General features: G+C 43.9%; 25 protein-coding genes and 1 other annotated feature (1 of these 26 cut by a window edge). All 25 genes read left to right on the top strand.

What is annotated here, in order from left to right; all coding sequences use genetic code 11:
• Positions 1 to 49 precede the first annotated feature (49 nt).
• A complete protein-coding gene (locus tag NSQ23_RS09720; RefSeq protein WP_339170483.1) occupies positions 50 to 1,966 on the top strand; it encodes a stage V sporulation protein D in 1,917 nt (638 codons plus the stop codon).
• Positions 1,967 to 2,035: 69 nt separating this feature from the next.
• Positions 2,036 to 3,502: a UDP-N-acetylmuramoyl-L-alanyl-D-glutamate--2,6-diaminopimelate ligase gene (locus NSQ23_RS09715; protein WP_339170481.1), complete on the top strand. Its 1,467-nt coding sequence runs from the start codon at positions 2,036 to 2,038 to the stop codon at positions 3,500 to 3,502.
• 23 nt (positions 3,503 to 3,525) lie between these two features.
• The gene (gene mraY / locus NSQ23_RS09710; RefSeq protein WP_339170479.1) at positions 3,526 to 4,500 is read left to right on the top strand and encodes a phospho-N-acetylmuramoyl-pentapeptide-transferase; all 975 of its coding nucleotides are present in this window, start codon (positions 3,526 to 3,528) and stop codon (positions 4,498 to 4,500) included.
• Positions 4,500 to 5,834: a UDP-N-acetylmuramoyl-L-alanine--D-glutamate ligase gene (gene murD / locus NSQ23_RS09705; protein ID WP_339170477.1), complete on the top strand. Its 1,335-nt coding sequence runs from the start codon at positions 4,500 to 4,502 to the stop codon at positions 5,832 to 5,834. The genes mraY and murD overlap by 1 nt, the downstream gene beginning before the upstream one ends.
• A 32-nt stretch (positions 5,835 to 5,866) precedes the next feature.
• Positions 5,867 to 6,967 carry a stage V sporulation protein E gene (gene spoVE, locus NSQ23_RS09700; RefSeq protein ID WP_004891211.1) on the top strand — a complete coding sequence of 367 codons (1,101 nt, stop codon included), beginning with the start codon at positions 5,867 to 5,869 and terminating at the stop codon, positions 6,965 to 6,967.
• 55 nt (positions 6,968 to 7,022) lie between these two features.
• Complete coding sequence (gene murG, locus NSQ23_RS09695) at positions 7,023 to 8,114, top strand: undecaprenyldiphospho-muramoylpentapeptide beta-N-acetylglucosaminyltransferase (RefSeq protein WP_004891210.1); 1,092 nt, start codon at positions 7,023 to 7,025, stop codon at positions 8,112 to 8,114.
• Positions 8,115 to 8,220: 106 nt separating this feature from the next.
• Entirely contained in the window at positions 8,221 to 9,339 is a 1,119-nt protein-coding gene (locus NSQ23_RS09690; RefSeq protein WP_064220628.1) for an RNA-guided endonuclease TnpB family protein, read from the top strand.
• A 164-nt stretch (positions 9,340 to 9,503) separates the two neighbouring features.
• Positions 9,504 to 10,412 (top strand): UDP-N-acetylmuramate dehydrogenase, encoded by a 909-nt coding sequence (murB, locus tag NSQ23_RS09685; protein ID WP_339170474.1) that lies wholly within the window; start codon positions 9,504 to 9,506, stop codon positions 10,410 to 10,412.
• Positions 10,413 to 10,542: 130 nt separating this feature from the next.
• Complete coding sequence (locus NSQ23_RS09680; protein WP_339170472.1) at positions 10,543 to 11,331, top strand: cell division protein FtsQ/DivIB; 789 nt, start codon at positions 10,543 to 10,545, stop codon at positions 11,329 to 11,331.
• Complete coding sequence (locus tag NSQ23_RS09675; RefSeq protein WP_004891204.1) at positions 11,315 to 12,007, top strand: DUF881 domain-containing protein; 693 nt, start codon at positions 11,315 to 11,317, stop codon at positions 12,005 to 12,007. Before NSQ23_RS09680 ends, NSQ23_RS09675 begins: the two co-directional genes overlap by 17 nt.
• A 10-nt stretch (positions 12,008 to 12,017) precedes the next feature.
• Complete coding sequence (locus NSQ23_RS09670) at positions 12,018 to 12,734, top strand: DUF881 domain-containing protein (protein WP_339170470.1); 717 nt, start codon at positions 12,018 to 12,020, stop codon at positions 12,732 to 12,734.
• Between the two features lie 5 nt (positions 12,735 to 12,739).
• Complete coding sequence (locus NSQ23_RS09665) at positions 12,740 to 13,099, top strand: small basic family protein (RefSeq protein WP_339170468.1); 360 nt, start codon at positions 12,740 to 12,742, stop codon at positions 13,097 to 13,099.
• Positions 13,100 to 13,180: 81 nt separating this feature from the next.
• Complete coding sequence (ftsA, locus tag NSQ23_RS09660; RefSeq protein WP_004891200.1) at positions 13,181 to 14,461, top strand: cell division protein FtsA; 1,281 nt, start codon at positions 13,181 to 13,183, stop codon at positions 14,459 to 14,461.
• Positions 14,462 to 14,487: 26 nt separating this feature from the next.
• On the top strand, positions 14,488 to 15,606 hold the full coding sequence (gene ftsZ / locus NSQ23_RS09655; RefSeq protein ID WP_339170465.1) for a cell division protein FtsZ: 1,119 nt from the start codon (positions 14,488 to 14,490) through the stop codon (positions 15,604 to 15,606).
• A gap of 137 nt (positions 15,607 to 15,743) precedes the next feature.
• A complete protein-coding gene (gene spoIIGA / locus NSQ23_RS09650; RefSeq protein WP_339170462.1) occupies positions 15,744 to 16,637 on the top strand; it encodes a sigma-E processing peptidase SpoIIGA in 894 nt (297 codons plus the stop codon).
• 47 nt (positions 16,638 to 16,684) lie between these two features.
• Positions 16,685 to 17,404: an RNA polymerase sporulation sigma factor SigE gene (gene sigE, locus NSQ23_RS09645; protein ID WP_339170460.1), complete on the top strand. Its 720-nt coding sequence runs from the start codon at positions 16,685 to 16,687 to the stop codon at positions 17,402 to 17,404.
• A 65-nt stretch (positions 17,405 to 17,469) separates the two neighbouring features.
• Positions 17,470 to 18,249 (top strand): RNA polymerase sporulation sigma factor SigG, encoded by a 780-nt coding sequence (sigG, locus tag NSQ23_RS09640; RefSeq protein WP_339170458.1) that lies wholly within the window; start codon positions 17,470 to 17,472, stop codon positions 18,247 to 18,249.
• Positions 18,250 to 18,353: 104 nt separating this feature from the next.
• Complete coding sequence (locus tag NSQ23_RS09635) at positions 18,354 to 18,599, top strand: YlmC/YmxH family sporulation protein (RefSeq protein ID WP_339170456.1); 246 nt, start codon at positions 18,354 to 18,356, stop codon at positions 18,597 to 18,599.
• A 149-nt stretch (positions 18,600 to 18,748) separates the two neighbouring features.
• On the top strand, positions 18,749 to 20,098 hold the full coding sequence (locus NSQ23_RS09630; protein WP_075039588.1) for an ISLre2 family transposase: 1,350 nt from the start codon (positions 18,749 to 18,751) through the stop codon (positions 20,096 to 20,098).
• Positions 20,099 to 20,315: 217 nt separating this feature from the next.
• Complete coding sequence (pgeF, locus tag NSQ23_RS09625; protein WP_339170453.1) at positions 20,316 to 21,119, top strand: peptidoglycan editing factor PgeF; 804 nt, start codon at positions 20,316 to 20,318, stop codon at positions 21,117 to 21,119.
• 4 nt (positions 21,120 to 21,123) lie between these two features.
• Complete coding sequence (locus tag NSQ23_RS09620) at positions 21,124 to 21,807, top strand: YggS family pyridoxal phosphate-dependent enzyme (RefSeq protein WP_006321473.1); 684 nt, start codon at positions 21,124 to 21,126, stop codon at positions 21,805 to 21,807.
• The gene (locus NSQ23_RS09615) at positions 21,807 to 22,229 is read left to right on the top strand and encodes a cell division protein SepF (protein WP_064220854.1); all 423 of its coding nucleotides are present in this window, start codon (positions 21,807 to 21,809) and stop codon (positions 22,227 to 22,229) included. Before NSQ23_RS09620 ends, NSQ23_RS09615 begins: the two co-directional genes overlap by 1 nt.
• Before the next feature lie 2 nt (positions 22,230 to 22,231).
• Entirely contained in the window at positions 22,232 to 22,504 is a 273-nt protein-coding gene (locus NSQ23_RS09610; protein ID WP_339170449.1) for a YggT family protein, read from the top strand.
• Positions 22,504 to 23,277: an RNA-binding protein gene (locus NSQ23_RS09605; RefSeq protein ID WP_339170447.1), complete on the top strand. Its 774-nt coding sequence runs from the start codon at positions 22,504 to 22,506 to the stop codon at positions 23,275 to 23,277. Before NSQ23_RS09610 ends, NSQ23_RS09605 begins: the two co-directional genes overlap by 1 nt.
• 62 nt (positions 23,278 to 23,339) lie before the next feature.
• On the top strand, positions 23,340 to 23,843 hold the full coding sequence (locus NSQ23_RS09600; RefSeq protein WP_004891184.1) for a DivIVA domain-containing protein: 504 nt from the start codon (positions 23,340 to 23,342) through the stop codon (positions 23,841 to 23,843).
• Between the two features lie 44 nt (positions 23,844 to 23,887).
• Positions 23,888 to 23,939: a binding site (T-box leader), on the top strand (it continues 164 nt past the right edge of the window).

The raw sequence follows: 23,939 nt of genomic DNA, 5'->3' as shown, positions 1-23,939 counted from the left end.
ACAAGCATATAGTGGAACGAGCCGAAATAGATGAAGGAGGTTCCGCTGTATGCGTGCAGTAACAGTTCGAAAGCGATTGACGGCCGTTTTATTGATCGGATTTTTCATTTTTGCAATTATTGATATTCGTCTCGGTTATGTGCAATTTGTATTAGGAGATATGTTAACAGAACGGGCGAAAGATTTATGGAGTCGAAACATTCCGTTTGAACCAGAGCGTGGGGAAATCGTCGATCGTAACGGAGTGCCTCTTGCAACAAATATGAGTGCCCCATCCGTGCTCGTCGTTCCACGACAAATTGAAAACCCATCGGAAGTAGCGAAAGAGCTTGCGCGCATATTAAATATGCCGGTAGAAAAAGCGTATAAACATGTGACGAAAAAAACGTCGATTGAACGTATTCATCCAGAGGGGCGAAAAATTTCAAACGAACAAGCGAAACAAATTCGCGATTTAGGGATGAAAGGAGTATACATTGCGGAAGATTCGAAGCGTTATTATCCGTTCGGGAGCTATTTATCACATGTGCTCGGCTTTGCAGGTATTGACAATCAAGGATTAATGGGACTTGAACTTTACTACGATAAACAGCTAAGCGGAAAACCCGGTTCCGTTCAATTTTATTCCGATGCGAAAGGAAAACGCATGCCTGGGATGGCGGATGCGTACACGCCACCCGTGGATGGGCTTGATTTAAAATTGACGATTGATACACGTGTACAAACGATTTTAGAGCGCGAGCTAACGATTGCGGAAGCGACGTATCGCCCTGACGGAATGATTGCGATTGCGATGAATCCGAACAACGGAGAAATTTTAGGGATGGCAAGCCGTCCGACATTTGATCCCGCTGATTTTCAAAACGTGCCACCTGAAATTTTTAACCGCAATTTGCCGATTTGGAGCACGTATGAACCGGGATCCACGTTTAAAATTATTACGCTCGCTGCGGCATTAGAAGAAAAAAAGGTCGATTTATTAAAAGAACATTTTTATGATCCAGGACATGTGAAAGTGGCTGGTGCGACGCTTCATTGTTGGAAACGTGGGGGGCATGGCGATCAAACGTTTCTTGAAGTTGTCCAAAACTCTTGCAACCCGGGATTCGTTGAACTTGGTGATCGACTCGGCAAAGATAAACTATTCGAATATATTCGCGCGTTTGGTTTCGGTGAGAAAACGGGCATCGATTTGCAAGGGGAAGGAAAAGGAATTTTATTCCCACTTCATCGCGTTGGACCGGTCGAACAAGCAACGACTGCTTTCGGTCAAGGGGTAGCTGTTACACCGATTCAACAAGTGGCAGCGGTCGCTGCTGCGGTAAATGGAGGGGTTTTATACCAACCATACATCGCAAAAGAATGGCTCGATCCGGTTACAGGAGAAGTCATTCAACGACAAACACCGAAAGCAAAAAGAAGGGTTATTTCCGAGGAAACGTCTAAACAAATTCGTTATGCCCTCGAAAGCGTGGTAGCCCAAGGAACAGGGAAGGGAGCGTTTGTCGACGGTTACCGCGTTGGCGGTAAAACCGGAACAGCTCAAAAAGCGAAAGACGGTCAATATTTAAAAGACAACCATATCGTTTCATTTATCGGTTTTGCGCCAGCAGACGATCCACAAATTGTTGTATACGTGGCGGTCGATAATCCGAAAGGCACAGTACAATTTGGTGGTGTCGTCGCCGCTCCGATTGTTGGAAACATTATGGAAGATAGCTTGCGCGCGCTCGGTGTCAAACCGCGCAAACAGCAAATTGAAAAAGAAACGACATGGCTCGACCCACGCTATGTAGAAGTGCCAAATTTAATCGGTTTAACAAAAAAAGATTTGCAACAGCAACTTTTTAACTTAAAATTAGATGGTAGTGGCGAAGGCGATACGGTTGTTGAACAGGCGCCGAAGCCTGGAGTCAAAGTGAAAGAAGGAGCGACGATCCGGGTTTATTTTGGAACGAAACGGTAAAGCCTAGAGGAAGTATCCTCATGGCTTCTTTTTCTGTTTAGATAAGAAAAAAAGAAAGGAACGATCGGTATGAAGTTACAAACGTTACTTCAACATTTACATAGCTTTACCCCACTTGCAACAGAAAATCCAACGATTACATCAATTGAAATGGACTCAAGAGAAGTAAAACAAGGTTCGTTATTTGTATGCATCAAAGGATTTACAGTAGACGGGCACGATTTTGCGGAACAAGCTGTCGCGCGCGGAGCAGTTGCAGTCGTGGCAGAAAAACCGCTCGCATTGCCTGTACCGGTCATTTATGTGAACGATAGCCGACGTGCTCTCGCTGTATTAGCCGACGCCTTTTACGGTCAGCCGACGCACCACCTTCATTTAATCGGGGTAACAGGAACGAACGGAAAAACGACGACGACCCATTTAATCGAACGCATATGCCGTCACGCTGGAAAAAAAACCGGGCTTATCGGTACGATTAACATGAAAATTGGCGACGATACGTATGATGTAAAAAATACAACCCCAGAATCGCTTATTTTACAAAACATGTTTCGCAAAATGGTTGATGCGCACGTGGACATCGCTGCGATGGAAGTATCATCGCATGCGCTACATATGGGGAGAGTGCATGGTTGCGATTTTGATGTCGCGGTGTTTACAAACTTAACGCAAGACCACTTAGACTATCATCAAACGATGGATCATTATCGTTGGTCGAAAGGGCTGTTGTTTGCGCAACTCGGTAACCGTTTTGATCACCGACGTCCAAAATTTGCGATATTGAATGCAGACGATGCTGCCTCAGAAGAGTATAAAAAAAGTACGGCCGCAACAGTTGTGACGTACGGCATTCATCATAAAAGCGACATTATGGCGAAACAAATTGAAATAACTACAAGTGGTACGACATTCCAACTTGTTACCCCAATCGAAACGGTACAAGTGAAAACGAGGCTTATTGGCATGTTTAATGTTTATAATTTGTTAGCTGCAGTCGGCGCTTGTCTCGTTTCAAACATTCCGCTCTCTACGATTGTAGAAGCCATCGCCGATATTGAAGGTGTTCCCGGTCGCTTTGAAGTTGTTGATGCCGGGCAACCGTTTACTGTCATCGTCGATTATGCACACACACCAGATAGTTTAGAAAACGTATTGCAGACGATTCGACAGTTTGCGAAAAAACGTGTATTTGTCGTCGTTGGCTGCGGTGGAGATCGCGATCGGACGAAGCGACCATTGATGGCGCAAATCGCAGTCAAATATAGCGACGTACCGATTTTTACATCCGACAATCCGCGTTCAGAAGATCCGCTCGTCATTTTAAACGATATGAAACAAGGGGTAGCTGAAGACGTCGTATGTATTGTCGATCGAAAAGAGGCGATTACATACGCCATTGAGCAAGCCGAAAAAGACGATATCATTTTAATCGCTGGAAAAGGACATGAGACGTATCAAATCATCGGGAAAGATGTGTTCCATTTTGATGATCGTGTCGTCGCACGCGAAGCTATTCAACGAAGAAAAGATAAATAGGAAATGAGGAAGGTGCAACGATCATGAACGAGAAAGTCATTTTGTTTACGGCGGGGCTTGCCTTTATTATTACCGTTGTGTTATCGCCCATTTTTATTCCGTTTTTAAGACGATTAAAATTTGGGCAAAGCATTCGTGAAGAAGGACCACAATCTCATCAAAAAAAATCAGGTACGCCGACGATGGGTGGGTTAATGATTTTATTGTCGCTTTCTATCACCACATGGATCATGAGCGATATATTTTTTGAACGCACAGCGCACACATATATGTTGTTGTTCGTTACGGTCGGATATGGGTTGCTCGGTTTTATTGACGACTTTATTAAAGTGGTGATGAAACGCAACCTCGGCTTAACGAGCAAGCAAAAACTAGCAGGACAATTGCTTATTGCGCTCGTATTTTACTTTTTCTTTCAACGTTACAGCATGTCAACCGTCGTCTCCATTCCCGGAACAGACGTGTCCATTGATTTAGGAGTCGCTTATGTTTTGCTTATTATTTTTATGCTTGTTGGCGGCTCGAATGCAGTTAATTTAACGGACGGCTTAGACGGGTTATTAGCGGGAACAGCAGCGGTTGCGTTCGGTGCATATGCTGTCTTAGCTTGGAATCAAGGGCAATATGACGTGGCTATTTTTAGCGTCGCGGTTGTCGGTGCGGTGCTTGGATTTCTTGTGTTCAACGCGCATCCTGCGAAAGTGTTTATGGGGGATACCGGTTCACTTGCGCTTGGTGGGGCGATTGTGACGATTGCCATTTTAACGAAACTTGAAATATTATTAGTCATTATCGGTGGCGTATTCGTCATTGAAACATTATCTGTCATCATTCAAGTCATTTCGTTTAAAACGACAGGAAAACGCGTGTTTCGTATGAGCCCGCTTCATCATCATTACGAGTTAATCGGCTGGTCGGAGTGGCGCGTTGTCGTGACGTTTTGGGCAGTTGGCTTATTGTTTGCCGTCTTAGGAATTTATATTGAGGTGTGGGTATAATGTACAACGGAAAAAAAGTGTTCATATTAGGTTTAGCGAAAAGCGGATTGGCAGCAGCAAAACGGCTTCGTGAGCTTGGTGCGGATGTCGTCGTCAATGATCGCAACGAACCGAGCGAGCCAGAAAAGCAACAGTTAGAAGCGCTTGGTGTTCGTCTCGTATGCGGGGGGCATCCGCCTGAGTTGCTTGATGAGCCGTTTGATGTTGTCGTGAAAAATCCGGGTATTCCATACACAAACGCGCTCGTTCAAAAAGCGCTCGCCAAACACATTCCGATTATTACGGAAGTCGAAATTGCGTATGAAACGTCAGAAGCGCCGATTATCGGCATTACAGGTTCGAACGGAAAAACGACGACGACGACCTTGATTTATCACATGTTACAAGAAGCGAAACGTCGTCCTTTGATCGCCGGAAATATCGGAACAGTTGCATGCGAAGTTGCCAAACATGCCACAAAAGATGATATCATCGTCATGGAATTATCTTCGTTTCAACTGCTCGGAACGATTCGCTTTCGTCCGCACATCGCCGTGTTGTTAAATATTTTTGATGCACATTTAGACTATCACGGAACGAAAGAAGCGTACGCAGAAGCGAAAGGAAACATTTTTAAAAACCAAACGGAAACAGACTACGCGGTTGTCAACGCCGATGATCCGATCGTCATGCAATTAGCGAAAAAAAGCCGCGCACAACACGTGCCGTTTTCTGTGAAAACACCATTATCGTACGGAGCAACGGTGAAAGAAGGCGCCATTTATTTTCATGACGAGCGCATCATCGATATTACAGATGTAGCGCTACGTGGAACGCACAATCTCGAAAACATATTGGCCGCTGTTGCAGCAGCAAAACTCGCAGGTGCAGACAACGAGGCGATTCGCCGTGTCTTAACGACGTTTACAGGCGTTCCTCATCGCTTGCAATTTATCGCTGAAATCAACGGAAGAAAATTTTATAACGACTCAAAAGCGACAAACATATTAGCGACGCAAAAAGCGTTAAGCGCCTTTCATGAGCCGGTCATTTTACTTGCTGGCGGCTTAGATCGCGGCAACGAGTTTGATGAGTTATTGCCGTACTTCAAACATGTGAAAGCCGTCATTACATTCGGGCAGACGGCACCAAAAATTGAGCGCGTTGCGCGCGAAGCAGGAATACAGCAAGTGAAACGTGTCGATAATGTGGAACAAGCAGCTTTTGCCGCATATGAATGGTCGTCACCGGGCGATATTATTTTACTTTCCCCAGCGTGTGCAAGTTGGGATCAATATAAAACTTTCGAACAGCGTGGGGACATGTTTGTACATGCGGTGCATAAGCTTAAATAAGACGAATTTTAAGTAAATTGAGGTGTTCCGCATTGCATGGAAAAAAGTCTGCACCTGATTTTTTGTTAATGATCATCACGTTTTCGTTGTTGGCAATCGGGCTTGTTATGGTGTATAGCGCTAGCGCCATATGGGCGGATTACAAGTTTCATGATTCGTTTTTCTTTGCGAAACGCCAACTATTGTTCGCAGGGGTTGGCATCGTCGCGATGTTTTTTTTCATGAACATCGACTATTGGACGTGGCGGACGTGGGCGAAAGTGTTGCTTATCGTTTGTTTTATCCTTCTCATTCTCGTCTTAATTCCGGGCATCGGCATGGTGCGCAACGGCTCGCGTAGCTGGATTGGTGTTGGCGCGTTTTCCATTCAGCCATCTGAGTTTATGAAAATGGCGATGATCGCGTTTTTAGCGAAATATTTATCCGAAAACCAAAAAAAAATCGCGTCATTTAAACAAGGTTTACTTCCGTCTTTAACGCTCGTATTTATTGCGTTCGGAATGATTATGTTGCAGCCCGATTTAGGGACGGGAACGGTCATGGTCGGCACGTGTGTTGTTATGATTTTTGTCGCTGGTGCGCGCATGAGCCACTTTGTTCTTCTTGGCTTGCTTGGTTTGGCTGGTTTTGCTGGGCTTGTGTTATCCGCTCCGTATCGCATCAAGCGCATTACGTCATTTTTAAACCCGTGGGAAGATCCGTTAGGAAGCGGTTTTCAAATCATTCAATCGCTTTATGCGATCGGGCCGGGCGGGCTATTTGGGCTCGGGCTCGGACAAAGCCGCCAAAAGTTTTTTTACTTGCCTGAGCCACAAACGGACTTTATTTTTGCCATTTTAGCAGAAGAGCTCGGATTTATTGGCGGTTCGCTCGTTTTGCTTCTGTTCAGTTTACTGCTTTGGCGTGGCATTCGTATCGCTTTAGGAGCACCAGATTTATACGGCAGTTTTTTAGCTGTCGGTATCATTGCGATGGTGGCCATCCAAGTGATGATCAATATCGGGGTCGTGACCGGACTTATGCCGGTAACGGGGATCACGTTGCCGTTTTTAAGTTATGGCGGCTCGTCATTGACGCTCATGCTTATGGCGATTGGTGTTTTGTTAAACATTAGCCGTTATGCGCGATATTAAGGCTGACTTCCCGGAAGTCAGCTTCTTCTGTTACTTTTGATGAGGGGGAAAAACGATGAAAATTGTAGTAAGTGGTGGCGGAACAGGAGGTCATATTTATCCTGCGCTTTCGTTTATTCATGAAGTGAAAAAACAACATCCGAACGTCGATGTATTATATATCGGGACAAAAAAAGGGTTAGAAAGCACGATCGTTCCAAGAGAAAACATCCCGTTTCATGCGATCGACATTAGCGGATTGAAACGTAGTCTTTCATTTGAAAACGTCAAAACGATCGTACGTTTTATAAAAAGTGTGCGCGCATGCAAAAAACTGTTGAAACAATACAAACCGGACGTTGTGCTCGGCACAGGGGGATACGTGTGCGGACCTGTCGTATATGCGGCAGCTAAACTAGGTATTCCAACGATCATTCATGAACAAAACAGCATTCCGGGGCTGACGAATACTTTTTTAAGCCGTTATGCCGATAAAGTGGCCATTTGTTTTGAAGAAACAAAACAATATTTCCCACAAGAAAAAGTGGTGTTAACAGGAAACCCGCGCGCTTCAGAAGTCGTAGGAAAAGACGGACGAGAAGCGAGACGGTCGCTCGGATTAGATGAGAAGAAAAAAACGGTGCTCATTGTCGGTGGTAGTCGCGGTGCACGTCCGATCAATGAGGCGTTTTTGCAGGTGCTGCATGAAGTTGAACAAAAGCCGTATCAATGTTTATATGTTACAGGTGACGTTCATTATGATAAAGTAATAAAGGCGGTAAACGATGTCGGCAATCCTTCAAACGTCATCATCCGTCCGTTTATTCACAACATGCCGGAAGTATTGGCAGGGGTCGATGTCATCGTCGCTCGTGCAGGCGCAACGACACTCGCAGAAATTACAGCGCTCGGCATTCCAAGCATTTTAATTCCGAGCCCGTATGTGACAAATAATCACCAAGAAAAAAATGCGCGGGCGCTTGAAAAAAAGGGAGCAGCGATCGTTCGTTTAGAAAGCGAATTGACAGGCGGGCGCTTGCTTGATGATATCGACCGCATATTGTTAGACGAACAAACGTTGAAAAATATGAAAGAAGCAGCGTTTCAATTAGGCATTCGTGACGCGGCAGAGCGTTTATATCGCGTCATGGTGGAGATGATTTCATGATTAATCACGCAGGAAACCCCTGCTTTCAAGCATGGGGAGGAATGCGTTTTTTATTTATTTTTCGCTAAAAAAATATAAAATAAAATTAGTGAAAGGTGGTGAGGACATGAAATTGACTTTAACAGCAAAAATTAAAATTTTACCGACATCTGAACAAGAACAACTTCTTCAAAAAACGATGCAAGCATATCGTGATGCGTGCAATGCGGTGTCGGAAGTGATATACAAAGAAAACACCCTTGTGCAAGCCAAACTTCACAAGATGACGTACCGCAAACTTCGCTCTACATTTGGCTTAAAATCTCAAATGGCACAGTCTGTGTTAAAAACGGTGATTGCAAAATATAAAACCAACCAAACCAATGAACATAAGCGTTGTCAGATTGCGTTTAAAAAACCGCAAATAGACCTCGTTTTTAATCGAGATTACAGCCTAACCAAAGGGTTGTTTTCCATCAATACGTTAGAAGGACGAATCAAAGTTCCTTTTCAAACGAAAGAACTTGAAACGTATTTCGACGGAACATGGACGTTTGGAACAGCAAAGTTAGTGAATAAACATCAAAAGTGGTTTCTCCATATCCCTGTATCCAAAGAAATGGAAGAAGCAAACCTTCATCACATTTGCCAAGTGGTTGGCGTAGATATGGGTGTAAATTTTCTTGCGACTGTTTATGATTCAAACGGACAGACGTTATTTTTCAAAGGTAGACACATCAAACACAAACGAGCAAAGTATAAACAACTCCGCAGACAACTACAAAAAAAGCAAACTCCGTCTGCTCGTAGAAGATTAAAGAAAATCGGTCAACGAGAAAACCGTTGGATGCAAGATGTCAACCATTGCATCAGTAAGGCACTCGTTGAGCGTTATGGTAAGAACACGCTGTTTGTGTTAGAGGATTTAACAGGTGTTCGCCAAAGAACAGAAAAAGTGTCCGTTAACCATCGGTATGAAATGGTATCTTGGGCGTTTTATGATTTAAGACAAAAAATCGAGTACAAAGCACACAAACACCGAGCCAAAGTGATTGTGGTAGACCCAACATACACATCCCAAACATGTCCAAAATGCGGACATACAGAGAAAGCAAACCGAAATAAGAAAACGCACACGTTTTGTTGTCGAACATGCGGATATACCTCAAACGATGACCGAGTTGGTGCGATGAACCTTCAACGAAAAGGAATCGAGTACATCGTTGAAGGAACGACACAGGCATGACCTGCGTCGTTGGGTAGTTGTCAACCTGCCCTGATGCAACCCCAAGTGAAGGAAGGAGGATAACATCCGCTTGCACTTCTGGGGAGTTGCAAGCCCACGGCTTTAGTCGTTGGGTAGTTGACAAGTTGCATACGATATAGGAAAGAGGTAGAGGAGGTAGACCATTGGAAAAACTACGTGAAGAGCTCCTGCAAGCTAACGTGGGAACAGTAAAAGAAAACGAACGCATGGCTAGTCATACAACGATTAAAATCGGTGGGCCTGCTGATTTGTTTGTGGAACCGAAACATATAGATGGTTTAAAAAAGACGATAGAAATCGTACGAAAATATAATGTGCCTTGGCGTGCGATCGGTCGCGGCTCCAACTTACTTGTGCGAGACGGAGGCATTGAAGGGGTCGTCGTTAAACTTGGCGAAGGATTAGATGATTTATACATTCATGATACTGAAGTGACAGTCGGCGGGGGATATTCGCTCATTAAACTAGCGACGGTCATTAGTAAGCAAGGATTGTCTGGGTTGGAGTTTGCAGGAGGCATTCCGGGCACAGTTGGCGGAGCGGTGTATATGAACGCTGGTGCTCACGGATCGGATATGTCGCGCATCGTAAAAAAAGCACAAATTTTATTTGAAGACGGAACGATTGAATGGTTAACGAATGAAGAGATGGAGTTTTCGTATCGCACATCCGTTTTACAAAAAAAGCGCAAAGGAATTTGCATTGCAGCAACGCTTGAAATGAAAAAAGGAAACCGTGATGAAATTGTCGCAGCGATGCAAAAAAATAAAGATTACCGCCGCGAGACGCAACCGTGGAACTACCCGTGTGCGGGAAGCATTTTCCGCAATCCGCTTCCGCAATACGCTGGGCAGTTAATTGAACAAGCAGGGTTAAAAGGATATACAATCGGCGGGGCGAAAATATCTGAACAGCATGCGAACTTTATTGTCAACGCAGGCGGAGCAACAGCAAACGACGTGCTCGAACTCATCGATTATGTGAAAAAGACGATTCACGACTTATATGGCGTGTCGTTGCAAACAGAAGTTGAAATTGTTGGGCGGAAGTAATACATTTTCCCCATCCTAATTTTTCTATATTATGCTATAATAGAAATGGAGATGATGAACTAACGGTGGCTGACATGCGCCGTTAGTTTTCTTGTTATTTTGATTTGGTCCATCGACCGGGGTGGAGTGAATGGGAAAAGAAAAAGGAAAAGTTGTTGTTCTTGAAGAACGTGTACCAAAATTAAAGGAGCAGCGACGACAGCGTGCTAATCGCTTACTTGTTGCATATATCGCTTTATTTTTTATGCTTTTATTAGGCGTTGTTTATGCCCAGTCGCCACTTAGCAACGTCGCAGTCATCCACGTCGAAGGAAATCATCATATCGCTTCGCAACAGATCATCCAATTAAGCGGTATAACGAAACAAACGAGCTTTTGGAAAGTAAAAAAAGACGAGGTCGAACAGCGAGTGAAACAACATCCAGAAGTGAAAGACGTCAGTGTAAAAAAACGAATTCCGAATCGTATTGACATCGTGATCGTCGAGCGAAAGCGCATCGCTTACATTTTGGACAAGCATTCCTTTTTGCCGATTTTAGATAACGGAAAAGTGTTGACGTATGCGAAACAAGTGATTCCGAGCGATGCTCCGATTTTAGTCGGATGGAAAGAAGGAGAGGCTATTCAAGACATGGCTGCCCAATTGGCGAATACGCCAAATTCGATTTTAAACCTTATCTCAGAAATTCATTATACCCCAAACGCATCGGACGAAAGGCATATTACTGTCTATATGAATGACGGCATCGAAGTGAGTGCTACAATCGATCGTTTTGCGAAAAAAATTGTGCATTATCCTTCGATCGTTAGTCAGTTACAACCGGGGGTAAAAGGCGTTCTTCATTTAGAGATGAGCGCATATTTCAAACCGTACAAAGCGGATGAAGGGGATGACAAAGACGATGAAAATGAACGGTAGCCACGTCATTTTGTCGTTCGTTTGTTTAGTTTTAGGCTTTATGTTGGCCTTTTCTTATCAGATAACGAAAAAAGAGACGACCAATCGCCAGCTTGAACGTCAATGGAATAAAGAATATGAATATCGTCAACAGCTCATTGAACAACAAGAGCAAAACAAAAAGTTGCAAGCTGAATTGTTTAAAAAACAACAACGCGTACGCGAAATGGAAAAACAATTAGCAAGCGAAGAACAAATTTATTTTAACCTCGCTGAAGATGCAGAACGGTTGCGCATGTATCTTGGCAAAGTGAAAGTGAAAGGAAAAGGGGTCGAAGTGACGCTATCTGATGCTTCATACATTCCTTCAGAAGCGAACGCCACAAACTACATCGTCCATGAACAACATGTGTTTCAAGTCGTCAATGAACTACTGATTGCAGGGGCGTCTGCAATATCGATTAACGGACAGCGATTATCGCACCGATCGTATATTTTGTGCAATGGTCCGGTCATTGAAATCGACGGGATACAACATCCAGCCCCGTTCGTTATTCAAGCGATCGGCGATCCAAACGTACTTATTTCGGCGTTAACGATTGCTGGTGGGGTGAAAGACCAGCTGACGAGCGACCATATTATTGTTGACATTACGGAAAAATTGGAAATTACAATGGAACCGTTGATGCAAAAATAGAGGAGGACCGATGTTGACGAAAAAAACGATATGGCATTTCACGCTTGTGTCGCTCATTATTGGCTTTATGTTAGCTGTCCAATTCCGAACGAACAACGAGCCAGACGTGCGCGATACACGTGACATATGGGAAATTAGACAAGATTTAAAAAAAGAACAAGAGCTACATAAACAACTATTAAACGAAATACGAAAATATGAAGAAACGTTAGAAAAATACGAACAGCAACGTTCAGAAAGCAAAGGAGCGATTCTTCGCCAAACGGTAGAAGAACTAAAAAAAGAAGCTGGGTTAACGGAAGTTGTCGGGGAAGGTGTGGTGCTTTATGTCGAACAAATGTATGATGAATCGTACGTCGGCCCGATTAGCGATACGGTGTCGGCAGAGTTGCTTCGCCGACTCCTTAATGAATTAAACATGTATGGCGCTCAATACGTATCGATTGCCGACCAACGCATCGTCAACACGACGGTCATTCGCGACATTAACGGTGTGACGAAAGTCGATTCGTATCCGCTTCGCTCTTTCCCATTTGAAATTAAAGTCATTGCGGCGGACGCCGAAAAAATGTACAACCGGCTAAAAGCTTCAACGATTGCTGATGACTTTGCCCTTGAAAATTTGCTTCTTACGATTTCAGAACCGCAACAGCGTGTCGTCATTCCTCCGTACGATGGAGCAGTGCGCGTCAAACAAATGGAAGCAGTCGAAGATGATAGGAGGTGAACATCATGTGGCTTCCATTGCTCGGTTTAATTATCGGGATATTGCTCGGCTTGTTGACGGATTGGCGCATTTCGAGCGAATATGCCAACTACTTATCGATCGCGGTGCTCGCAGCGTTTGATACGCTCATAGGTGGTATTCGCGCACATTTGCAAAATATTTACGATGAGCACGTGTTTGTATCCGGATTTTTTTTTAATATTATTTTAGCAACAAGTTTAGCTTTTCTCGGTGTGCATCTTGGTGTAGACTTGTATTTAGCAGCTGTATTTGCGTTCGGTGTGCGCCTGTTTCAAAACATCGCTGTCATCCGCCGAATTTTGCTAACGAAATGGTTAGAAAGCCGCCAAAAAAATCGTTTATAAAAAAAGGGAATGCTGTTCGAATGTGGAATATAGTGTTGATATACATAGTAACGTTCATTTTGTAAAGGAGGTGCCACCAGAATGAACAGCAACGATTTTTATGTTAGTCTTGACATCGGTACGTCTAGTGTAAAAGTTATCATTGGCGAAATGATTAACGATCAGTTAAACATTATCGGTGTCGGCAATGTGAAGTCGCAAGGGCTAAAAAAAGGCTCTATTATTGATATAGATGAAACGGTACAATCCATTAAACGAGCGGTTGAACAAGCGGAACGGATGGTCGGTGTAACGATTAAAGGCGCCATTGTCGGAGTAAACGGCAACCACATTCAACTTCAACCGTGCAACGGGATTGTCGCTGTATCAAGCGAAAATAAAGAAATTACAACTGAAGACGTCACACGCGTCATTGAAGCGGCACAAGTCGTCTCCATTCCACCAGAGCGCGAAATTATTGACGTCATTCCGAAACAGTTTATCGTTGACGGCCTTGATGGCATTAACGACCCGCGCGGTATGTTAGGTGTCCGATTGGAAATGGAAGGAACGATGATTACTGCATCGAAAACCGCTTTACATAACGTGCTTCGCTGTGTCGAACGAGCGGGGTTAGATGTGCTTGATGTGTGCCTTCAACCGCTGGCTGCCGCCTCGATTGCGTTATCGAAAGATGAAAAAAATTTAGGTGTGGCACTTATTGATATCGGTGGTGGTTCAACGACGGTCGCTGTGTTTGAACAAGGCTTTTTACAAGCAACGACCGTACTTCCGATCGGTGGTGAACATATTACAAAAGATTTATCGATCGGCATGCGTACGTCGACAGAAGATGCAGAACGCATTAAACTTAAGCATGGACATGCTTTTTACGACCTCGCTTCGGATGAAGAAGTATTTAGCGTTCCGATCATTGGCACCGACCAACAGCAACAGTTTAGTCAATTGGAAATTGCGGATATAATCGAAGCGCGTGTCGAAGAAATTTTGCAAATGGCGCAAGCTGAAATTCGTAGACGTGGATTTCGCGATTTGCCTGGCGGATACGTGTTAACAGGTGGGACAGTCAATATGCCGGGCGTATTAGAACTTGCCGAAGCGATTTTTGAACATACTGTTCGCGTGGCGATGCCGGATTATATTGGTGTTCGTGATCCACAATATACAAACGGTGTCGGTTTAATTCAATTCGCCTATAAAAACGCGAAGTTGCAAGGAAGAAACGTTCCTGTTCTTTCTTCTAGCGCGACAGACGATTTCCAACCGGAGAAGAAGGTGCATAAAGCGCCAGCAAAACCAAAACAAAAAGAAGAACATTTAGGACATAAAGTCAAGAAATTTTTCGGATACTTTTTTGAATGACAATTTGAATGGCTAGGAGGATTATCATGTTGGAGTTTGACACGACTGTTGATCAGTTAGCGACAATTAAAGTAATTGGTGTCGGTGGCGGCGGAAATAACGCTGTCAATCGCATGATTGAACACGGAGTACAAGGTGTTGAATTTATTGCGGTCAATACAGATGCTCAAGCGTTAAACTTATCAAAGGCTTCAATTAAGCTACAAATTGGCGCGAAATTGACACGTGGATTAGGTGCAGGGGCAAATCCAGAAGTAGGAAAAAAAGCAGCAGAAGAAAGTAAAGAACAAATTGAAGAAGCGCTCAAAGGAGCCGATATGGTATTCGTCACAGCCGGCATGGGCGGAGGAACAGGAACTGGCGCGGCTCCGGTCATTGCACAAATCGCGCGCGATTTAGGTGCGCTCACAGTCGGCGTCGTCACGCGGCCGTTCACATTCGAAGGAAGAAAGCGCGCGATGCAAGCGGCAAGCGGCATTGCGGCGATGAAAGAAGCCGTTGATACGCTCATCGTCATTCCGAACGATCGTCTATTAGAAATTGTTGATAAAAATACGCCGATGTTAGAAGCGTTCCGCGAAGCAGACAACGTGCTTCGTCAAGGGGTACAAGGCATCTCTGACTTAATTGCCGTACCGGGATTAATTAACTTAGATTTTGCCGATGTGAAAACGATTATGTCAAATAAAGGTTCAGCTTTGATGGGAATTGGCGTAGCGACGGGCGAAAATCGCGCGGCAGAAGCGGCGAAAAAGGCGATCTCGAGCCCGCTATTAGAAACATCGATCGACGGTGCCCAAGGCGTATTAATGAACATTACAGGCGGCACGAACTTAAGCTTATACGAAGTGCAAGAAGCAGCTGACATCGTCGCATCAGCTGCCGACCAAGACGTCAATATGATTTTCGGTTCGGTCATTAACGAAAACTTAAAAGACGAAATTGTTGTGACTGTCATCGCGACAGGATTTAACGAAGAAATGAACCAAGCAAAAGCAACACGACAAGCGGTTGTCAAACCGAACGTTGGCGTCAAACGCGAGAAAAAAGAAGAGCCGGTTGACTACTCGCCAACGCGCAGTCAACAAGTCGAGGATCCGCTCGACATCCCTGCCTTTTTACGCAATCGCAACCGTCGCCGTTAAAAAAACGCTCACTACGTGTGGGCGTTTTTTTATTTCCATCATCATATGACAAAATCTCCGAGGAAATGACGTCATCGTTTGACACACTTTTCTATTGGAAGTGCTATATACTAGTTTCAAGATGTTGTAAGGAGGGGATGCCGCTGATTTATGCCGATCTCGTATGGTTATTAAATTTTTGTTTTGATGCGATGTTGCTATGGCTTGCGGCAATTATGTTAAAGCGTCGCATTCGTTTATGGCGGCTTATGCTTGCAGCATTATTCGGTTCGTTGCTCGTCTTGCTTGTTTTCACTCCTTTTGCTTATATGACATCTCATTTCGTAACGAAACTTGTCATCTCTTTTTTCATCGTGTGGATTTGTTTTGGTTTCCATCGCTTCCGCTTTTTTGTGGAAAACGTGCTCGCTTTTTATTTTGCCACGTTTATGATGGGGGGAGGGATGGTTGCCTTTCACTTTTTGTTGCAAAGTGAAATCACGCCTTATTCATCGGGTTGGCTCACGCATTCAACTTCGATTAGCTGGTTGTTTATCGTCATCATGTTTCCAATTTTATGGATGTTATCAAAAGTGCAAATGGGAACGATTCGCGAAAAAAAATTGCGGTTTGAACACGTCATCGATGTGCGTGTCACATGTTTTGGACAAACGGTATGTTTAAAAGGATTAGTCGACAGCGGAAACCAGTTGTGCGACCCATTCACAAACACACCGGTTATGATCGTCGAATTGCAACCGTTCGCACATATTTTCCCTCAAGCTGTTTTACAAATGATTCAAAAACGTACGTACACAGATGACATCCCGAACGAATGGGTGAGCCGGATACGTTTCGTCCCGTACCGTGCCGTTGGCGTCGAGCAACAGCTGTTAGTGGCGATGAAACCAGACGACGTACAATGGTTGGACGGAAAACAGTGGATATCTGTCAAAAAAGTGCTTGTTGGCTTTTATCCGTCATCGCTTTCAGCTGACGGGGAGTACAACTGCATCGTTCATCCGCATATGGTTATGTCGCAAGCTTCGTAATTATTATTATCATACGGCCGTTCGTGCTGAAATAGAAGGAGGTTTTTATGAAGTTATTCAAATTACGCCTCACATATGTATGGTACAAACTATTAAAAAAATTAGGGCTCAAAGCGGACGAAATTTATTACATTGGTGGAAGCGAGGCATTGCCACCGCCACTCACAAAAGAGGAAGAAGAAATGTTATTAAAAAAACTTCCTTCTGGGGATGAAACAGCGCGTTCGCTCCTTATTGAGCGAAATCTTCGCCTCGTCGTCTACATCGCCCGAAAATTTGAAAATACCGGCATTAACATTGAAGATTTAATTAGCATTGGTACGATCGGATTAATTAAAGCAGTCAATACGTTTAACCCGGAGAAGAAAATTAAACTCGCTACATATGCATCGCGCTGCATTGAAAATGAAATTTTAATGTATTTACGACGCAACAATAAAGTACGTTCAGAAGTATCGTTTGATGAACCGTTAAACATCGACTGGGACGGCAACGAACTGCTGTTGTCGGACGTATTAGGCACAGAAGATGACGTCATTACGAAAGATTTAGAAGCAAATATTGACCGAAACTTATTATTTCGTGCGCTCGATCAATTAAGTGAACGCGAGAAACAAATTATGGAACTTCGCTTCGGGCTAAGTGGTGGAGAAGAAAAAACACAAAAAGATGTCGCGGACTTGTTAGGTATTTCTCAATCGTACATTTCCCGTTTAGAAAAGCGAATTATTAAACGATTGCGAAAAGAATTTAACAAAATGATGTAATGCATATTTTTCCCTTCAAAGGAGATACTGAAAGCTGACAGCATCTCCTGCAAGGAGGGAAAGACATGGCAAGAAACAAAGTTGAAATTTGCGGCGTTGATACATCGAAACTTCCCGTACTGAAAGACGAAGAAATGCGTGAACTATTCCGACAAATGCAAGCCGGTGACATATCGGCACGCGAAAAATTAATCAACGGGAATTTACGGCTCGTATTAAGCGTCATTCAGCGATTTAACAATCGTGGTGAATATGTCGACGATTTGTTTCAAGTCGGCTGCATCGGACTTATGAAATCGATTGATAATTTTGATTTAAGTCAAAACGTGAAATTTTCAACGTATGCTGTACCGATGATTATTGGTGAAATTCGCCGATATTTACGTGACAATAACCCGATTCGCGTGTCCCGCTCGCTGCGCGATATTGCATACAAAGCGCTACAAGTGCGCGAAAAAATGATGGGCGAAACAGCGAAAGAACCGACAGCAGAAGAAATTGCAAAAATCTTAGACGTCCCACACGAAGAAATTGTGTTTGCATTGGATGCGATTCAAGATCCCGTTTCCTTATTTGAACCGATTTACAACGATGGCGGCGACCCGATTTATGTGATGGACCAGCTGAGCGACGAGAAAAACCGCGATATAAATTGGATTGAGGAAATTGCGCTGAAAGAAGGGCTACGTCGGCTAAATGAGCGCGAAAAAATGATTATTCGCAAACGATTTTTTCAAGGGAAGACACAAATGGAAGTGGCCGAAGAAATCGGCATTTCGCAAGCGCAAGTATCTCGTTTAGAAAAAGCGGCCATTAAACAAATGAATAAAAATATTCAATGGTAACATCCCCCACACAGCTGGGGGTTTTTCTATGCTTTCGACATGACTACAACCTTCGATTTACGCATACATATAGGAGATAGAAAGAAGAAAAGGAGCGGGGGAACATGGTGAAAATTTCTGAACTCCAACAAAAAGACGTCGTCAATGTCGCAAACGGCAAACGGCTTGGAAATATTGGAGATATCGATATTAATTTAACGACCGGTCAAATTGAAGCTATCATCATTATCGGTACGGGAAAAGTGCTCGGTTTATTTGGACGGGCGGATGAAATGATCATTCCGTGGCGCGATATTGTGAAAGTTGGTGCCGACGTCATTCTCGTTCGATTAGATGGCGAGTATGAGTAAAATGTTTGTGGGAGAAAAAAAGACAGGTTCCTGATTTGGTATAATAAGGAACCTGTCAGATATGTAAGCAAAATAGATGAAAAACGGGCTCTCCTCCTGGTAAGGTAGTAAGTGAGAAAAAAATACAACCAAAGAAAGGAGTGGAGCCCATGCAGGATTATATCACAAACGGCTTGACATTAAAAGAGATCGAACAGTCTTTATTTAGACATATGCAAAAACAATATGGTCATCTCCTTCAACAGGTGTTGGAGGAGATCGACCGCACATTGGCAGAACAGCGGGACAAGAAACGATATGCGCTCAAAGATAAGCGGACGATCCGACTCCAAACGCTATTTGGAGAGGTGGAAGTGAAGCGAAACTACTACTTTGACCGTGAAAAAAAGGTGTATACGTCTTTACTCGATGTCTTTCTTCAGTTCGATGGGGCGCATGGAGTGAGTCCGCTATTAGAGGAGACAGCGATTCATCTCGCCGTGACGGGTTCTTCGTATCGACAGGCTGCGCAGTCGCTTGAAAAGCTGGTGGGGTATGCATGTATGAGTCACGAAACGATTCGCCAGTCCATCATCGAGGCAGAGGTGGAAGGGCACCGTGCGATGGAGAAAAAAGGGCGCGTGTTTTTTATCGAAGCAGACGGGTTGTACGTGAAACGTCAACGAAGCCGCATCAAAGGAAAAGAAGAAAAGATCATCACGATTCACCAAGGATGGGAGAAAAACGGGAAACGCGTATCCTTAGTGAATCGACGGTATATGGTTCATCAAACGAATGAACCGATTTGGGAAGCTGTAGAGAATTTTCTGATGAAGGAATACAGCTATGATCCGTTTGAGGATTGGGTGGTCATCAATGGAGATGGAGCCCCATGGATTACAGCGTGTCGAGAATATTTCGGGGACAGGGGGTACTTTCAGCTTGATCGGTTCCATGTGGCAAGAGAGATTCGTCAATTGTTCCGAGGTCATGCGAGATATCGGGTGATTCGAAAGAAGTTAGCATCATGGGATGAAGAAGGTGTGTTACGAGAACTCACAAGTGCCATCGGTACGTTAGAACATGAGGAGAAGGAAAAGCAACTCGAGGCGCTTGTTCGTCGAATCGAGGAGATACCAGGATGTTTACGTGACTATCGCGTATGGTTGAAGGAAAAAGGGATTGACACGACAAACATGAGGGCGATGGGGAGTGCGGAAGGAACGATGCATGTGTTTGCGAAACGAAGTAAAAACGGTCGAAGTTGGAGGGATGCAGGGATTGAAGCGATGTTGCGAGCGATCGTCGCGATAAAAGATACGTTACTCATTCGGACACGCGATGGAGTGATGTATGGCGTGGAAGAACGAGAAGAAACGAAACGAGAAACGATCGTGAAAAAGGCACTGAAGCGCGTGCAAACGCAAATGACAGAAGTGGTACGAGATAACATCCCATACCTTCGCCAATCTTCAGGGACACCGATTTACGAGGCATTGCAAGCATTGAAAGGTTTTTAAAACGAGAGAAAACGCACATACCTACAGGATGAGAGTGAGTAAAAGCGCTTACATATAACGATTTTATAAAACCATATATAACCAAAAAAATCGGTCGAGAAAAAAATCTCCCACAAAGTCTTGACTCAAACTAGATGGCGATGAATAATTCACGTTTTCGGCAAGTTGTGATAAAATAGGAAAAAAAGTGATAAAATTGTACAAAGGATGTCGAACGATGAATGAAATATTTCGACAAGCGAGCGAGTCATTGCTTTTGTTTCATGGATGGGAACACGTCGTCGTGGCGTTTACGACAAAACGAGGCGGGGTGAGCATCGGACCGTTTGCGACGTTGAACGTTGGCATGCACGTCAACGATGAACGAGACGCGGTGTATGAAAATCGGAAAAAAGTAGCGGACCAACTGAACGTGTCGCTTGATCGCTGGGTATGTGCGGATCAAGTGCACGGCGTACATGTGCAAAAAGTGACGAAAGAACATGCGGGCAAAGGCGTGCGCACGTACGATACCGCTTTGCCGCATACAGACGGTCTGTATACAAGCGAACAAGATCTCATGTTGGCACTTTGTTTTGCGGATTGTGTTCCGCTTTACTTTTTTGCACCAAGTAAAAAGCTTATTGGGGTAGCACACGCTGGCTGGAAAGGAACGGTGCAAAACATCGCTGGTCAAATGGTAAAGCGATGGAGCGAAGAAGGAGTAGATGCGAGCGATATGTATGTCGTCATCGGTCCGTCGATCGGCCGTTGTTGTTACGTCGTCGATGATCGCGTCATTGAATTCGTTCAAAAGGCGCTAGTCAACTCGCCACAATCTCTTTATAATGAAACAAGTAAGGGACAGTATGCGCTCGACTTAAAAGAAATGAATAAACAGCTTTTGCAGCAAGCAGGTGTTCCGAGCGAACGTATCGCTGTTTCATCGTATTGCACAAGCTGTGAGCAGTCATTATTTTTCTCTCACCGGCGCGACGGTGGCAAAACAGGAAGAATGATGGCGCTTATTGGCTGGAGGTGATCATATGTCTGTGAAACAACGCTTACAAACGATTCAACAACATATTGCTAAAGCGTGTGAAAAAACAGGACGAAACGCATCAGACGTTCAAATTGTGGCAGTGACAAAATACGTCAGCATCGCGCGAGCAAAAGAGGCGATCGATGCGGGCATCGTTCATTTAGGCGAAAGTCGTACCGACGGTTTTTTACAAAAATACGAAACAATCGGAAAAGAAGCAACATGGCATTTTATCGGCACGTTGCAATCAAGAAAAGTGAAACAAATCATCGATTACGTTGACTACGTTCATTCGCTCGACCGTCTTTCATTAGCGGAAGAAATTAACAAACGAGCGAATCGAACGATCAAATGTTTCGTGCAAGTCAATGTTTCAGGGGAGCAATCGAAACACGGGCTAGCGCCAAAAGACGTATTGCCGTTTATTGAAACATTATCTGCTTTTTCACGTATTGAAGTTGTCGGATTAATGACGATGGCGCCATATACGGACGATGAGGCGACGATTCGTCGCTGTTTTCGGACGTTGCGCGAGTTAAAAGAACAAGTACAAGAAAAACAATTGCCGCACGCCCCTTGTACACAATTGTCCATGGGGATGTCAAACGACTATGTAATTGCAGTCGAAGAAGGAGCAACGTTTCTTCGCCTCGGTACATGTCTTGTCGGTGAAGAGGAGGTGGAATGATGGGATTTGTGAAAAAAATTCGCGATTTTTTCGATTTAGATGAGGAAAAATGGGAAGAAGATGAATACGAGGAAGAAGAAGTCGTTCAACAACCGAAAGCCGAACAAAAACAAAATGTTGTGAGTTTACAAAGTGTACAAAAATCGTCCAAGCTCGTTTTATTTGAGCCGCGCGCATATGCGGAAGTACAAGAAATTGCCGACCATTTAAAAAACCGGCGTGCTGTCGTCGTAAACGTTCATCGTGTCGACCGTGATCAAGCGCGGCGCATCGTCGACTTTTTAAGCGGAACGGTGTATGCGATAGGCGGAGACATTCAACAAGTCGGCTCGACAATTTTTTTATGCACGCCAGATAACGTCGATGTAAGCGGCTCGATTTCAATTGTTTCTGACGATGAACCGACAATAAAGAGGTGGTAAATGTGTATACAATTGCAAACTTTTTAGCAACAGCTATTGAAGTATATTCGTATGCGATTATTGTTTACATTTTAATGTCTTGGTTTCCAAATGCGCGCGACACAAAAGTCGGGCAGTTTTTCGCCAACATTTGTGAGCCGTATTTAGAGCCGTTTCGCCGCTTTATTCCGCCTATCGGCATGATCGATATTTCTCCAATTGTCGCCTTGCTTGTTTTGCGCTTTGCGACAGCAGGCGTCTATGGGTTAGTTGATATGGTTAATAGAGGGCTGTAATGAACATTTATCAACATTTCCGCAAAGAAGAGCATCATTTCATCGACCTTGTGTGCGAATGGAAGCGGCTCGTGACGGAACAATACGCTCCGAAACTAACCGACTTTTTAACTCCGCGCGAACAGCAAATTGTCCGCTCGATTGTCGGCCATCACGATGATGTACACGTTGCGTTTTTTGGCGGTTCATCGTCGGTCGAACGAAAGCGTGCGCTATTATATCCGCCGTACATGCAACCGAATGAAGAGGATTTTCAACTATCGTTATTTTCCATTCGCTACCCGAAAAAATTTGTAACGATTGAACATCGCGACGTGCTCGGCGCACTTTTGTCGCTCGGTGTGAAGCGGGAAAAGTTTGGTGACATTATCATCGTTGATGATGTTATTCAATTTGTCGTTGCTAAAGAAATTGCGCCGTTTGTTCAAATAAACGTTACAGCGATTGGAAAAGCAAAAGTATCGTTAGAAGAACAACCGCTTTCGCAACTTCTCGCTGTGAAAGAAGAATGGGAAGAAGAAACATTTACCGTTTCTTCTTTGCGACTTGACGCCATTTTAGCGCAATGTTTTCGCATATCACGCCAAAAAGCACAAGCCTTCATTGCCCAAAACTTCGTGAAAGTGAATTGGAAAACGGTTGACCAAGCTCATATGGAGTGCCAAGAAGGTGATTTATTGTCGTTACGCGGGTATGGGCGCTGCCGTTTGAAGACGATTGCAGGGCAAACGAAAAAAGAAAAGTGGCGCATCGTTGTCGAAAAAGCAAAATAAAAGCAGGATTTCCGCAAAAGATGTCGAATAACCCGATACGTACATAAGATGGAGGTGGCCGCATGCCGTTAACGCCGTTAGATATTCATAATAAAGAATTTAGCCGAGGCTTTCGCGGATATGATGAAGATGAAGTAAACGAATTTTTAGATCAAGTCATTAAAGACTACGAAATGGTGTTGCGTGAAAAAAAGCAATTAGAAGAAAAAGTGAAAGAGCTGACAGAAAAACTAAACTACTTTACAAATATTGAAGAAACGTTAAATAAATCGATTTTAATTGCGCAAGAAACAGCAGAAGAAGTGAAGCGAAACGCGCAAAAAGAAGCGAAGCTCATCATTAAAGAAGCGGAAAAAAACGCGGATCGCATCATTAGCGAAGCGCTCGCCAAAACGCGGAAAATCGCGATGGAAGTCGAAGAATTAAAACGGCAAGCGAAAGTGTTTCGCAGTCGTTTTAAAATGTTAATTGAAGCGCAGCTCGATATGTTAAACAACGACGATTGGGATCATTTATTAGATTACAAACTTGATGATGAAGCGGTGCAAGAAATAACAGAGTCTTGACGATGGCTATTGTGATTGCCTATAATATCGATTACAGTTATATCGTAAAAACGATGAAGGGGACAGTAGTTCTTTCATCAGCTTATTACAGCGAGC

It is taken from the genome of Anoxybacillus sp. FSL W8-1294, from assembly GCF_037965005.1.
Taxonomy (GTDB): Bacteria; Bacillota; Bacilli; order Bacillales; family Anoxybacillaceae; genus Anoxybacillus; species Anoxybacillus flavithermus_G.
This window is presented reverse-complemented; position numbering and strand designations above follow the sequence as displayed.